The sequence below is a fragment of the Nocardia sp. NPDC050712 genome (assembly GCF_040654295.1).
Lineage (GTDB): Bacteria > Actinomycetota > Actinomycetes > Mycobacteriales > Mycobacteriaceae > Nocardia.
In genome coordinates, this window is the sequence record NZ_JBFAHT010000001.1 from 1,895,446 (window position 1) to 1,907,472 (window position 12,027).

Annotated in this window: 10 protein-coding genes; 9 read left to right on the forward strand and 1 reads right to left on the reverse strand. The window is 72.0% G+C overall.

Features of this window, described 5'->3' with window-relative positions; all coding sequences use genetic code 11:
* The first annotated feature begins 63 nt into the window (after positions 1 to 63).
* From AB0H76_RS09140 to AB0H76_RS09180, 9 genes are all read left to right on the forward strand, one after another.
* The gene (locus AB0H76_RS09140) at positions 64 to 699 is read left to right on the forward strand and encodes a helix-turn-helix domain-containing protein (RefSeq protein WP_357319572.1); all 636 of its coding nucleotides are present in this window, start codon (positions 64 to 66) and stop codon (positions 697 to 699) included.
* Entirely contained in the window at positions 696 to 2,213 is a 1,518-nt protein-coding gene (locus AB0H76_RS09145) for a glycosyltransferase family 39 protein (protein ID WP_357319574.1), read from the forward strand. Before AB0H76_RS09140 ends, AB0H76_RS09145 begins: the two co-directional genes overlap by 4 nt.
* Before the next feature lie 56 nt (positions 2,214 to 2,269).
* On the forward strand, positions 2,270 to 3,085 hold the full coding sequence (locus AB0H76_RS09150) for a thioesterase family protein (protein ID WP_357319576.1): 816 nt from the start codon (positions 2,270 to 2,272) through the stop codon (positions 3,083 to 3,085).
* A gap of 79 nt (positions 3,086 to 3,164) precedes the next feature.
* Positions 3,165 to 4,634, forward strand: coding sequence for a serine/threonine-protein kinase (locus tag AB0H76_RS09155; protein ID WP_357319579.1), 1,470 nt, complete (start codon positions 3,165 to 3,167; stop codon positions 4,632 to 4,634).
* A complete protein-coding gene (locus AB0H76_RS09160; RefSeq protein ID WP_357319582.1) occupies positions 4,621 to 5,844 on the forward strand; it encodes a hypothetical protein in 1,224 nt (407 codons plus the stop codon). Before AB0H76_RS09155 ends, AB0H76_RS09160 begins: the two co-directional genes overlap by 14 nt.
* A gap of 4 nt (positions 5,845 to 5,848) precedes the next feature.
* Positions 5,849 to 7,348 carry a serine/threonine-protein kinase gene (locus AB0H76_RS09165; RefSeq protein ID WP_357319585.1) on the forward strand — a complete coding sequence of 500 codons (1,500 nt, stop codon included), beginning with the start codon at positions 5,849 to 5,851 and terminating at the stop codon, positions 7,346 to 7,348.
* A gap of 18 nt (positions 7,349 to 7,366) precedes the next feature.
* Positions 7,367 to 8,563, forward strand: coding sequence for a hypothetical protein (locus AB0H76_RS09170; protein ID WP_357319588.1), 1,197 nt, complete (start codon positions 7,367 to 7,369; stop codon positions 8,561 to 8,563).
* Entirely contained in the window at positions 8,550 to 9,791 is a 1,242-nt protein-coding gene (locus tag AB0H76_RS09175) for a hypothetical protein (RefSeq protein ID WP_357319591.1), read from the forward strand. The genes AB0H76_RS09170 and AB0H76_RS09175 overlap by 14 nt, the downstream gene beginning before the upstream one ends.
* Before the next feature lie 4 nt (positions 9,792 to 9,795).
* Positions 9,796 to 11,304 (forward strand): serine/threonine-protein kinase, encoded by a 1,509-nt coding sequence (locus AB0H76_RS09180; protein WP_357319594.1) that lies wholly within the window; start codon positions 9,796 to 9,798, stop codon positions 11,302 to 11,304.
* A 7-nt stretch (positions 11,305 to 11,311) separates the two neighbouring features.
* Here AB0H76_RS09180 and AB0H76_RS09185 read toward each other — a convergent pair whose 3' ends face one another.
* Entirely contained in the window at positions 11,312 to 11,935 is a 624-nt protein-coding gene (locus AB0H76_RS09185) for a class I SAM-dependent methyltransferase (protein WP_357319597.1), read from the reverse strand.
* Between the last annotated feature and the right edge of the window lie 92 nt (positions 11,936 to 12,027).

A 12,027-nucleotide genomic window follows, 5' to 3' on the forward strand; every position in this document is an offset into this window, starting at 1 on the left:
TCGGCGTTTGCGGGGCGGGACTTCTCTCGAACATTTTCTGGCCGTGCGTGTTAAAATTTGGCCGTGCGGTCAGAAAGTAGTACGGAGGGCCGGCGAAGGTCGTTCATCGAGGAGGCCCGGCGCCGCCAGATCATCGCCGCGGCCGTGGAGGTGATCTCCGAGGTCGGCTACGCGGGCGCCGCGCTGGCGCGGATCGCGGAGCGGGCCGGTATCTCCAAGGGCGTGATCTCCTACCACTTCGCGGGCAAGGACGATCTGATGGCGCAGTTGGTCATCCAGCTCTACGTCTCCGCGGGGGAGTACATGGGGCCCAAGATCGGGGCGGTCGAGACGGCGCGCGATCAGCTGCTCACCTATCTCGCCACGAATCTGGAATTCATCGACGCGAACCGCACCTACATTGCTGCGCTGCACCAGGTGGTGCTGAATCTGCGCGACGCCGAGGGCAATCCGCGCTTCGCCACGTCCGACGGGGAGCACGAGATCATCCAGCCCTTGATCGAGGGGCTGATCCGGGGGCAGCAACTCGGGGAGTTCGGCACGGAATTCGACCCGGCTCCGATGGCGCAGTCGATGCGCGATGCCATCGACGGCGCGGCCGTGCGCGCGGCCCGGGAACCGGAATTCGATGTGGCCGCCTACTCGGCGCACCTCTGCCGGATGTTCGACATCGCGACGCGGAAAGGCGAGCGGCAATGACCGAAGTGCTGGAAACCCGGACGGCGCCGGCCGATGGCGAACGGCCGCCGTTCGCGTTCGCCGGCGTCGGCGCGATCGTCGCCGTCGCGGCGGTCGCGCTGTTCGCCTCGCTGGGGCGCTACGGCTGGTTCGGCGACGAGCTGTACTTCGTCTCGGCCGGGCGGCGACTGGCCTGGGGATACGCCGATCAGGGCCCGCTGGTGCCCGCGATCGCGCGCGCGATGGATCTGCTCGCGCCGGGATCGATGGTGGCCCAGCGTATTCCGGCGGTGCTGGCGACGCTGGCCGCGATCGTGCTCAGTGCCCAGATCGCGCGCGAGTTCGGTGGGTCGCGCGGCGCGCAGGTGCTGACCGCGGCCGCGTATGCGACCTCGCCGTTCCTGCTGGTGCAGGGGACACAGCTGGCCACCAACACGATCGACACCGCGCTCTGGGTGCTGATCAGCTGGCTGGTGCTCCGCTGGGTCCGCACCCGGCAGGACGCCCTGCTGCTCGCGGCCGCCCTGGTGACCGCGCTGGACATGCAGGTGAAGTGGCTGATTCCGTTCTTCTGGGTCGCCGTCGCGATCGGCGTGCTGGCCTTCGGGCCGCGGGAGCTGCTGCGGCGCAAGGCGCTGTGGCTGGGCGGCGCGCTCGTGCTGGCGGTGTCGGTGCCGATGCTGCTGTGGCAGGCCGCGCACGGCTGGCCGCAGCTGGAGATGGGCGCGACGGTCGCCGCCGAGCAGGAGACCATCGGCGGCCGCTACAGCTGGATTCCGCTGGCCGTCGCCTCGGCGGGCCTGTTCGGCGGCGTGCTGCTCATCGCCGGGATCTGGGCGCTGCTGCGCTGGGACCCGTTGCGCCGCTTCCGTTTCCTCGGACTGGTGCCGCTGGTTCTGGTGCTGATCTTCGTCGGCACCAACGGCCGGCCGTACTACGCGGCGGGCTGCTACGCGGCGCTGATGGCCGCCGGGGCCGTCTGGTGGACCCGGGACGCTGCGCGCCGGCGCCGGATCGGGGCGCTGGTGCTGGTCGCGCTGTCGGCCGCGATCGTGCTGTGGAGTCTGCCGTGGCAGGCCGAGTCCGCGATCGACCCGGTGGACAGTGAGCTGGAGGCGGGCCTGGCGATCGGGGTCTACGGCAAGTTCGGCTGGAACGAACTGCGCGACGCCACCGCCACCGCTTATCAGCGGCTGCCACGGGCCGAGCGGGAGCGCACCGTGCTCATCGCCCACTCCTATTGGCAGGCTTCGGCTCTCGACATCGAGCGGGATCGCTACGGCTTGCCGCCGGTGTACAGCCCGAATCGGGGCTTCGGCTACTTCGGCACGCCGCCGGATTCGGCGACCTCGGTGCTGTGGATCGGCGGCGACGAGGACGAGCTCCGCCGGATGTTCGCCGTGGTGGTTCCGGCCGGGCGGGCCGATTCCCGCCTCGGGTTCCCCGGGATCACCCGCGATGTCACGATCTGGCACTGCGAGCGGCCGGTGCGGCCGTGGTCGCAGACCTGGCCGGGCCTGCTGCGCTTGAACTGAGCGCGATTCCCCGGAGGGAATCGGCGCGGGCCCGCGCGCTGGAATACCCTGGCCGGGTGGGAGATTTGGGACTCGACACCGCGGTCGAGGGCGCTGCGGGGCACTACACCGCGACGCTGTCGCCGGATTGGGAAGCCTGGGGTCCGGTCGGCGGTTACCTTGCGGCCCTTGCCGTTCGAACGGCGCGCGCGCACGGCGGCCTGCCGCGGGTCGCCTCGGCCGCCTGCCAGTTCCTGTCGGTCGCCGAGTTCGGGCCGGTCGAACTGCGCGCGGACACGCTGCGGGCGGGGCGGCGGGCGGAATCGATCCGGGTCACCATGACCCAGTCCGGCCGCCCGATCCTGGCCGCGCTGGTGTGGCTGGTCGCCGACGGGCTCGACGCGGGCATCCGGCACGACGTGGCCCGCGCGCCGGCGGCGCCACCGCCGGAAGGGCTGCGCTCCTGGGACGAGCTGACCGTGCCGCTGCCCTCGGTGTGGAAGAGCATCGAGGGCAGACCCGCTGTCTGGCACGACCATTGGAGCCTTCGCCCGCTGGGCGCGCCGGAATGGCGCGGCTGGTTCCGGTTCCGCCCGGGCTCCCAGGATCTCGCCGCCGACCTCGCGCGCCAGCTGATCCTGCTCGACCTGACGCCCTACCAGGCGCTGCTGGCCGCGCACCGGGAACAACTGCTGGCCCCGAACCTGGATCTCGCGGTGCAGTTCCATCGCGCCGGCCCGGTCGACGAGTGGCTGCTCGCCGAGGCCTCCTGCGACATCGTGGATTCCGGGCTGGCCGGCTTCCGCAGCCGGGTGTGGACCCGCGACGGGACGTTGCTGGCCTCCGCCTCGGGTCAATTACTCTGCGGTCCCATGCCGTCCGCGCTGCTATAGTCCTGGCCTAGTCGGGTTGCGGTGCGGCGCTTGCGAACTGCGCCGTCGCGCACCTGACTGTTCGGGAAGGGAGGCCCGGATGGTCGGTGTAGAGGGCACCACCGTCGGTGGGTATATCATCGAGCGACAGCTCGGCAAGGGCGGCATGGGCACCGTCTACTCGGCGCGCCATCCCCGCCTGCCCCGGGTGGACGCGGTGAAGATCCTCTCCGAGGAGCGCAGCGGCGATCCGCATTTCCGCGCGCGGTTTCTCCGGGAGGCCGAGGTTGCCGCGCGCTTGCAGCACCCGAATCTGGTGGCCGTGCGCGACCGCGGCGAGCAGGACGGCCGACTATGGATTGCGATGCAGTACGTCGAAGGCGTCGACGTCGGGGTGCTGATCACCCGCGGTCCCGCTGTCCTGGATGTCGCACGCGCCGTGCACATCCTGACCGAAGCGGCCCGGGGCCTGGACGAGCTGCATCGGGCCGGACTGCTGCACCGCGACGTGAAGCCCGCGAACCTGCTGGTCGCGGCGCAGCCCGGCGGGCCGGACCGGGTGCTCGTCACCGATTTCGGAATCGCCAGGGCCGCCGACGATTCCACCACGCTGGCCGGGGCGGGCGGGATCGCCGCCACGCTGGCCTACGCGGCGCCCGAGCAGATCAGCGGCGCGGCGGTCGATCGGCGCGCGGACGTGTACGCGCTGGGCGCGACCCTCTATCACATGCTCGCCGGGACGATCCCGTTCCCGCGCAACAGCCCCGGCTCCGCGATGTACGCGCATCTGCACGAGCCGCCGCCGCGGCCGTCGGCGCGAAATCCGCGGGTGCCCAAGGCTTTCGACGCGGTGATCGCGCGGGCCATGGCCAAACGGCCGAGTGACCGCTACGACAGTTGCGGTGCGCTTGCCGAGGCCGCCGCCGCGGCCCTGAACGGTGACCGGTCGCCGCGCCGTGCGTGGCGCGGCGTGCTGGCGGCGGCCGCGTTCGCGCTGGTGCTCGTGCTGCTGGGGGCGGGCTGGATCGTGAGCGCCCGGGAGACGCCCTCGGTCGCGGGCCCGCACCTGCCGGTCGCCGACAGCGTCGACCCGGCGCAGTGGGGTGCGTACGCCTATATGGTCGAAGCCCTTCCGGAATTGCTGCCCGCCTTCCCGTTCGGCACGGGCTATCAGGATCTCGCGGTGTGCTACCCCCTGGCCACGACCGCGGACACCATCTCCCTCGACGCGTCCGCGCCGGTCGGGCACCTGTTCTGCCTCGGCGACCGGGATCCGGCGGAGTCGGTGGAGGTGTACTGCAACGCCGACCGCTCGCCGATGGGCCCGAACCGTTCCTTCGCGAAGGTCGAGGGTGACCAGTCGTGGACCCGCCGGTCCGGCAGCGGGCACGTGTTTTGGGGCAGCGACCTCTATTCCGGCACCGGCACGTTTCTCGACGGCAAGACCTGGGGTGTGCTCGAGGTGTACTTCAACGATCCGGCCCGGAACTTCTGCCGGGTCCGGGTGATCGGCGCCGGCCCGACCGGCACGATCCTGCGCGACCGGTGGTGGGCCGATGCGCCGCTGTAACTTGTTGTGGGCGTTGCCGACGCTGGCGCTGGTCGCGGGCTGCACCGTCGCGGGCACCCCGCAACCGCAGTTCGACGACCCGGCCACCTTCGATGTCGGCGCCTATAGTGTCGTTCCGCTCGAGGCGCCGGTCAACACCAGTGAACGGTACGGCCGGGTCCTGGAATCGGCCCGGCTGGCCGAGGTGCTCGTCGACCCGATCGAGGTGGACGGCGCGCTGACGAAGGCGGCGGGCGCCAACGGTCTGGCCGCGATGCCGACCCCCGCGAAGGTGACCACACTGCTCGCCGAGACGGTGCGCCCGGTGCTGGAGACCAACGGCATGCTGGCCGGGGCCGCGATCGGCGGCGCGGATGTCGAGCCGGGCTCGCGCGGACCGGTGGTCGGCGAGTCCCGCGTCCTGACCGTGATCGTGCTCCGTTTTCCCGACGCCGCGGCGGCGACCAAGGCGGCCCGGGAGATCGACGCCGCCGATGCCGGAGTGAGTCCGGAGAACGTGCCGGTCACGCTGCCGGAATACCCGGCGGCACTGGGTCATTGGCGACCGGGTGTCCCGACGCTGGCGATGACGCTGGCCCAGGACAGCTACGTGGTGAGTCTGCTCACCGGTGATCGGTCGCCGGACCTGCCGGTCCTGACCGACCTGGCACGCAAGGCCTTCGCGGCACAGCTGTCCCGGTTGCGGGATTTCGTGGCGACGCCCCGCGCGCAGCTGGCGACCCTCCCGCTGGATCCGGAGGGCTTGCTGCGCCGTATGGTGCCGCAGGCGCCGAGCCGGTGGCCCTACCCGGCGGTGATCGGGGTTTCCCGCAGTGTGAACGCGGGATGGGGGGTGACGCTGCAACCGAGTGGCGTGGTCCTGGGTCCGCGTGCCGCGCAGCTCTACATCGATCTGCCGGGTTCGGTGGATGCGCTGGCGTTCAACGGTTTGAACGTCCTGGCGCGGTTTCCGGACGCGGCCGGGGCCCGCCGGGCATTCGAGGTATTGAGCCGCAAGGACACCGAGGACGGGCGGCAGCGAGTGGCCGGCCCGGCCGGACTGGCCGATGTCCGCTGCGTGCTGGACCCGGCGGAGGGCATCACCGAGTCGATCCGGTACGTCTGCCGCGTGCTCTACGGCCGCTACTTCGTCACCCTGTTCGCCAAAGAGCCGAAGAACGCGCAGCAGAAGGCGGCGGCGCAGTACGGCCTGCTGGTGAACGGCGGGTAGCGCGATGGCGGAAAAGATCGCGCCCGGAACGATTTTCGCCGGGTACCGGATCGAGCGGGTGCTGGGCAGCGGCGGTATGGGCACGGTGTATCTGGCCGCGCATCCCCGGTTGCCGCGCCACGACGCGGTGAAGGTGCTCTCGGGCGAGCACGCCGCCGACCCGGAGTTCCGCACGCGGTTCGGCCGGGAGGCCGAACTCGTTGCCCGGCTGGATCATCCGAACATCGTGGCCGTGCGCGACCGGGGCGCCGAGCACGGGCGGCTCTGGATCGCCATGCAGTTCGTCGCGGGCACCGATGCCGCGGCGCTGATCGCGGCGCATCCCGGCGGCGTGGCGCCGGCGGTGGCCGTGCACATCCTCACCGAAGCCGCGGCGGGCCTGGACGCGGCGCACGGCGCGGGGCTGCTGCACCGCGACGTCAAACCGGCGAACCTGCTGCTGGAAGTCCGGCCCGACGCGCCGGATCGGGTGTACGTCACCGACTTCGGGATCGCCCGCGCCGCCGACAGCGCGGCGCTGACCGACGTGGGCGCGGTGCTGGCGACGCCGGCCTACGCCGCGCCGGAGCAGATCACGGCCGGCGCGCTCGATCACCGCGCCGATGTGTACGCGCTGGGCTGCACGCTCTACGAACTGCTCACCGGCGCGAAGCCGTTCCCGCGCGCGAGCGCGGTCGCGGTGATGCACGCGCACCTCAACGATCCGCCGCCGCGCGCGTCGGCGGTGCGGCCGGCGCTGCCCGCCGCGATCGACGACGTGATCGCGACGGCGCTGGCCAAGCACCCGGATCGGCGGTATGAATCGTGCGGGGAGCTGGCGGCGGCGGCCGCCGCGGCGTTCGGGGGCAGCGCCCGCCCGCGCCCGCCGGTCCGGCGGCGCCGACGCCCGATCGCCGCCGTGGTGGCCGTCGCGCTGGTGCTGGCCGGGCTGCTGGCCGTGGGACTCGTTGTGCGCGACCGTGATCCGGGCCCGACCGGGTCCGCGCCGACCACGAGCAGCGTGCCGGTGACCTCCAGCACGGCGGCAGCCGTCTCCCCGGTGTCGTGGGGCAATTACGCCTATGTCGCCGCCGCGCTGCCGACCCTGCTGCCCGCCAACCCGATCGGCGGTGGGTACCAGGGGATCCGGTGCTATCCGGTGGACGCCGAGATGAAACAGATCAGCCTGACCGACCGATCCGGGTCGGTGCTGCGGCTGTCGTGCACCGGCAACCAGGATCCGGTCGAATGGATCGTGGTGAGCTGCAACGCGAACCGGGCCCCCACCACCTTGCCGCCGAGCGGTCCCGGGCAGATGACGGTCACCGGCGAGCAGCGGATGACGCGATCCGCGGGCCCGGTCCGCCTGATCTGGGGCGATGCCCTCGATTCGGACGGCAAGCAGGCGGGCTTGATGCGCGTCGAATTCGACGACGTCGCCCGGAATTTCTGTAGCCTGCTGGTCTGGGGCGGCGGGTCGGGGCAGGAACTGATCGATCGGTGGTGGCGTGATGCGCCGCTGTGAACAGGGGGGAGCCGCACGGTGCACAGCGATGAGGGCTTGACCGTCGCCGAGATGATCCCGCGCGGGACCTTGGACGTGGCGCGCACGGTGCACATCGTCACCGAAACGGCGCGGGTGCTCGACGAACGCCGCCGCGCCGGCGCGGCGGCGGCGACCGTGCGGGTCTCCGATATCCGGGTAGCCGAGCAGCCGGGCGCGCCCGATCTGGTCGCGGTGCGTGCCGAACCGGCGTCTGCCGAGAATGCTTCGGGCGCACCGGGTTCCGACACCGAGACGGTGCGACTTCCGGATTCCGGCACGGACGCCGCGACCGTTCGACTGCACGAGGGCGCGAACGCGGTGACCGAGCGCGGCGAGGGAGCGCGCGCCGACGTGCGTGCGCTGGGTTCGGTGCTGTACGAGATGCTCACCGGCGCACCGGCTTTTCCGCCCGGCGCGGTGACCGAGGGCCGGCTGCCCCCGCCGCCCACTCAGGTGAACCCTTGGGTGCCAACGGCTTTCGACGCCGTGCTCGCACGGGCGCTGACCGGCGGCTACGCGGATTGCGCGGACCTGGCCGCCGCGGCGGCCGCGGCGGGCCAGCCGGCCCGGCCCGCGCGTGCCAAGCCCTGGCGCGCGGTGCTGCTCGGCGCGGTGCTGCTGCTGATCGTGGCGCTGGTGGTGGGCGTCGTGGTGACCCGGACCTCCGACACCGCCCCGGCCGCCGCTCCGACCACGGCGAACCCCTCCGGCAGCCGCTCTCCGGAGCTGAAAGACGCGCTGTGGGGACCGTATTCGTTCATCGTCGACGCGTTTCCCGAGCTGCTGCCGCCGTCGATCGACAGCATGGGCTACCAGGACCTCTACGAATGCTCGCCGGTGACCGACCGTTTCGAGATCGTCGACCTGAGCATCGCGCCGCGCATCGGTCGCCTGAGCTGCCTCGGTGACCAGGCGCCGATCGTGGTGCTGTTGGCGACCTGCAAGGCGGATCGGTCCAAGATGGCCGTCGAGCCGGGGACCGGATGGCAGGTCGCCGGCGAGCAGCGCTGGACGCGCACGTCGGGAAGCGGCTACCTGCGCTGGGGCAGTTTCGTGAGCGCCCAATCCAGGACCATGGGCCGGCTGGACGTGTATTTCGACGATCCGCAGCGCAGTCACTGCTTCCTGCGGCTCACCAGCTTCGGCCCGGCGACCGAATTGCGCGATGGGTGGTTCCCCGATGCTCCGCTCTGATCTCGGACGGCAGGCCGCGGCCGCGGCGCTGGCGGTGCTGTTCTTGGCGACGGGGTGCGCCGCTGCGGGCCACCCGATCCCGGAACAACCCGACCTGGCCCGGATGGACACCGGACCGTTCGGCGTCGATCCGCTGCGCGCCCCGCGCAACGACAGCGAGGCCAACGGTCGGGTGCTGGAATCGGTGCGGATGGGCGAAGCGGTGATCGACCCGATCGAAGCGGAGCCCGCGCTGACCTTCGGGCTCGGCACCGCCGCCTCGGTCCCCATCCCCACGCCCGGCCAGGCCGGGTTCCTGGCCCAGCCGGTGCGCGCGGTCCTGGAGAAGCACGGCATGCTGGCCGGATTCTCGGTGGGCGGCATGGATGCCGACGTGGCCGCCAATGTCGCCGTGGGCCGGGCGCGGCTGCTGACGGTGATGCTGCTGCGCTTCCCCGACGCGGCGGCCGCGCAGCGCGCCGCGGCCGACATCGATGCCGTCGACGCCGCGGTGAGCCCCGACAACGTCGCCGTGCGGCTCCCGGAGCACGCCGGCGCGTTCGCGCATTGGCGGCCCACCGTGCCGACGCTCGCGGCCACCCTCGCCGACGGGCCGTTCGTGATCAGCCTGCTCGCCGGGCACACCGCGCCGGATCTGAACGTGCTGACCGCGCTGGCGCGGGCGGCGTTCACCGCGCAGACGGCGCGGCTGCGCGAGTTCACGCCGACGCCGCGGGACAAGTTGGCCACGCTGCCGCTGGACGAGGCGGGGTTCCTGGCGCGGGTGCTGCCCGACGTGCCCGGAGTGTGGCCGGTGCCCCGGGTGATCTCCGATCGGGGCGACGAGAATGCCGGATGGCGCACGGTTTTCCGGACCTCCGGCATCGTCTACGGACCGCGTGCCACGCACCGCTACGGGCCCTGGGAGAAATCGTCCAAGACCGGCACCATGCAACTCGCCCGCAGCGGAACCAATGAACTGGTCCGGTACGCCGGGGCGGTGAACGCGCGCGCGGGCTTCGTCGAGACCGCCTATGAGGTCAACGACCCGGGCCTGCGGCCGGCGCCGACCCCGGTCGGGGTGCCGGACGTGCGGTGCGTGGAGTCGCTGACGAAGATCAAGAACGCCAACCGTTTCGCCTGCCGGGTGCTGTTCGGGCGCTACAACGCCATCGTGTTCGCCCGAACGCTGAAGCTGGCCCATCAGAAGATCGCGGCGCAGTACGTGCTGCTGGTGCGCAGCGAGTGAGGCGATGACCACGAAACTACGCCCCGGCACCGTGTTCGCCGGGTATCTGATCGAAGCCGTGCTCGGCGGCGGTGGCATGGGCACCGTGTACCTGGCCCGGCATCCGCGCCTGCCGCGCCGCGACGCGGTGAAGGTGCTCGAGGTCGCCGACCCCGAATTCCAGGCGCGGTTCATCCGGGAGGCCGAGCTGACGGCCCGGCTCAACCATCCCAATATCGTTGCCGTGCACGACCGCGGCGTCGAGGGCGACCGGCTCTGGATCGCCATGCAGTACGTCGACGGCGCCGACGCCGCGCAGCTGGTGCGGTCCGGCAACGCCCCGGCCGTCGAGCGGGTGCTGCACATCGTCGACCAGGCGGCCCGCGGCTTGGACGAGGCGCATCGCCACGGCATGGTGCACCGTGATGTGAAGCCCGCCAACATCATGATCGAACCGCTGGACGGGCGGCCCGACCGCGTGCTGGTCACCGATTTCGGGATCGGCCGGGCGACCAGCGAGACCAGCGCGCTGACCGAGGTGGGCTCGGTGCTCGCGACGCTCGCCTACGCCGCCCCCGAACAGCTGGCCGGCGCGCGGGTGGATCATCGCGCCGACATCTACGCCCTGGGCTGCACCCTGTTCGAACTGCTCACCGGCGCCAAACCGTTCCCGCGCGGCACACCCGCGGCGATCATCGCGGCGCATCTGCACGACCCGCCGCCCCGGCCGACGGACCTGCGTCCCGGCCTGCCGCCCGCCATCGACGCGGTCGTCGCGCGCGCCCTGGCCAAGCACCCCGACACGCGCTACAGCTCGTGCGGTGCGCTGGCCGCCGCCGCGGCCGCCGCCTTCGGCGGCGTCGAGGTCACCCGGCAGGTCCATCCGCTCGCGCCGCCGCCGGCGCGCCGCCGCCGCACCGGACCGGCCGTCGCGCTGGCTGCCGCCGTCCTGGCGGTTGTCCTGGCTGTCACGGGAATCATTGTCTGGCAACGGGATCTGACCGATACGGCGGCACCGGCGACGACGGTGACAACGACCGCGGCCGAACCCGTCACCACGACCCCGGCCACCGCCACCTGGGGCAGCCACGCCTTCATCGCCCGGTCCTTCCCGGGCCTGTTGCCGGGAAACCCGCAGGCGAGCGGGTATCAGGGCATGCGGTGCAGCGCCATCGACGCCGACCGCCGCCCGGTCGACCTGACCGCGCCGGTCGAGGGGGAGAGCCGCCTGTCCTGCAACGGCGACAAGGAGCCGCTGCATCTGCTCATCGCGCTGTGCAACGCCGACGGCAGCCGCAACACCCGGGCGGTCGTCAACGACGGGGACGTCGTCGTGGGTGACGAGCGCTGGGAACGCTTCTCCGGCACCGGCCGCATCGTCTGGCGCGACACCACCAGTCCGACCGGCCAACCGGCCGGAGCCCTGTCGATCCTCTTCGACGATTCCGGGCGCAGCAAGTGCCAGCTGATCGTCTACGGCGGCACCTCGGGGCAGGATCTGCGGGACCGGTGGTGGCAGTCCGCGCCGATCTGACGGCGGCTCAGTCGCTGCGGCGGGCGAGCAGATACCCGCGCTGGGTGTCCACCTCGCTGGGGTAGGCGCGGCGTTCGACCGCCGCGTCGATCAGGAACCCGGCCTCGGCCAGCAGCGCCTCGATCTGCGGCCGCTCGAAGAAGTGGAAGTCCAGATCGACCGGGTGGCCGAGCATGTCGTCCAGGTGCAGCACCTCGCTGCCGAGGTGGAACGACAGCAGGATCAGCCCGCCGGGGCGCAGCGTCCGGTGGAACTCCGCGAACGCGGCGGGCAGCTCGGCCGCCGGCAGATGAATGATCGAGTAGAACGCGACGATCCCACCCCACGCGGCGTCGGGGACGTCGAGTTTGCGCATGTCACCGACGTGGAACTCGAGTTCCGGGTGCGCCGCCCGCGCCACCTCGATCATGCCCGGCGACAGATCGAACCCGGTCGCGCGGGCCCCCAGATGATCGAGATACCAGGTCACATGCCCGGGGCCGCAACCGATGTCGGCGACCGTCGCCTCCGCGCCGACGGTGTCGGCGAACACCCGCAGCAACGCCCGATCCAACGGCTTGTCCCGCAACTCCGCACCGAACCGCACGGCGTAGTCCCCGGCGATCTCGTCATAGCTGTCCCGCGTACCCATCCCGCCCATCCTGCCCGGCCCGGCACCCGCCCGCAGTGCTAAGCGCCCGTTCGGTTCCCGGACGGGCCCTGGCGAGCCGCCACGGCGCCGGT

Bases quoted from the DNA above. Each gene is read 5' to 3' on its own strand.
- AB0H76_RS09145 (WP_357319574.1), top strand. From the start codon at position 696: ATGACCGAAGTGCTGGAAACCCGGACGGCGCCGGCCGATGGCGAACGG.
- AB0H76_RS09155 (WP_357319579.1), top strand. From the start codon at position 3,165: ATGGTCGGTGTAGAGGGCACCACCGTCGGTGGGTATATCATCGAGCGA.
- AB0H76_RS09160 (WP_357319582.1), top strand. From the start codon at position 4,621: ATGCGCCGCTGTAACTTGTTGTGGGCGTTGCCGACGCTGGCGCTGGTC.
- AB0H76_RS09165 (WP_357319585.1), top strand. From the start codon at position 5,849: ATGGCGGAAAAGATCGCGCCCGGAACGATTTTCGCCGGGTACCGGATC.
- AB0H76_RS09175 (WP_357319591.1), top strand. From the start codon at position 8,550: ATGCTCCGCTCTGATCTCGGACGGCAGGCCGCGGCCGCGGCGCTGGCG.
- AB0H76_RS09180 (WP_357319594.1), top strand. From the start codon at position 9,796: ATGACCACGAAACTACGCCCCGGCACCGTGTTCGCCGGGTATCTGATC.
- AB0H76_RS09185 (WP_357319597.1), bottom strand. From the start codon at position 11,935: ATGGGTACGCGGGACAGCTATGACGAGATCGCCGGGGACTACGCCGTG.